This window comes from Acinetobacter sp. YH16051 (assembly GCF_013417135.1).
Taxonomy (GTDB): domain Bacteria; phylum Pseudomonadota; class Gammaproteobacteria; order Pseudomonadales; family Moraxellaceae; genus Acinetobacter; species Acinetobacter towneri.
In genome coordinates this window covers 1-1364 of record NZ_VPEN01000117.1, presented here as the reverse complement: position 1 = coordinate 1364, position 1364 = coordinate 1, and the positions used below count along the sequence as shown (strand labels likewise).

2 protein-coding genes are annotated in these 1364 nt (G+C 39.0%); both read right to left on the bottom strand.

What is annotated here, in order from left to right; genetic code table 11:
• A partial coding sequence (locus FTV41_RS14735; protein WP_179996766.1) for a hypothetical protein occupies positions 1–237 on the bottom strand: 237 nt, incomplete at its 3' end.
• Positions 238–643: 406 nt separating this feature from the next.
• A partial coding sequence (locus FTV41_RS14730) for a hypothetical protein (RefSeq protein WP_179996765.1) occupies positions 644–1364 on the bottom strand: 721 nt, incomplete at its 5' end.

The following is a 1364-nucleotide window of genomic DNA, read 5'->3' as shown; positions in this document are numbered from 1 at the left end:
ACTTGGTGTAATGAAATCAAAATGATCTCTCTCTCTCGGTGAGTTTTTCCCAGTGCGTAGGCGTAAATGCTTCGGTTTGTGGTTCAGTGTATCTTTGCTAACCCAATGCGGTGTAAGTGGTGATAAGCACTTGTCAAAAAGGGCAAGAGCTTCTTGTAAATCAGCAATTTGTTCTGATTTATCAATAAATAAATACGATTTTGGTGAAATATTTGTATGATTTGAACTAATTTGCATCGCACAAGCCCTTAGATGGCTTGCGGAGTGGTCTTTGACTGCTATAATGATTAAGCATGTTGACTATCCGTAAGTGATCAACACGTACATCAAAAGACCCATTCTCGCCAAAGAATTTTTTCGGGTCTTTTTTTGTACCTGAAAATCGAGTTTTTTATTAAAAAGAATCTGTTAAAAGCACGTTACAACTGTTTGTTGTTCAATGCAACAAATGGCGAACCTCTAAAATACATTTTTTTTAAAATTCACGTTCTCATTGATGCAATTTCAGCAAAAAAAGTTCGTTACCACATCAAAACCTGTAATTTTTCAAGCATATTGACTTGTGCCATGTTTCATTTGAGCCACTTTTTTTTCTGAGGACAGCACAGCCTTTGGCTGTGCTCCGCAAGAAAAGAAAGGGGCATTATGGCTTTTCAGCTTCTGCTAACAAATCACCAGTTTTGTCATCTATTGGCTGTTCTTCGACCTTGCCCTTCTTTTTTAATTGCTGTGGCTGATGTGGGGCACGTAGATCACGAATTTCAGATTTCAGCTCACTGATCTCAGTCTGAAAACGGCTAATATTCTTCTGCGCTTCTTCAAGTCTGACAGATGCAACACGTTCATTAGACTGAGCTTCGGCAACTTTTAGCTGCAACTGGTCACGTTCTGCTTTCAGAGCTGTATTACTTTGCTTGAACTCAGCAAGACCTTCAGAATATTGCTGTTTTGCTTCTGCATATTGCTCAGATATGACTTTCTTATGCTGTTCATACTGTTCAATAATTTCAGCTTTACTTCGTGCATGTTCTTCTTCAAGAAATTTCAACTTCGCTTTTAAATCCTGATTTTCAGAAGTTAATTGCTCAATTTCTGTGAGCTGACTGCTATTTTCTTCTGATAGTGATTCTTTATCAGCTAGTGCTATTTCAAGTTCTTCTGACAAGCGTGTGATTTCACTTGCATAACTGTCACCGATCTCGGTGATGCGACCTGCTACAATATCTGCAACAACTTCTGACAGCTTCTTCTGCTCACTGTCTTTTAGTGCTACGGCTTTCTTTTCAGCATCTTCACGATGTTCACGCTCGTATTCTTTTCGATACTTCTGAATCGTCACACTTGAGCCACCGATCAAGTCCATG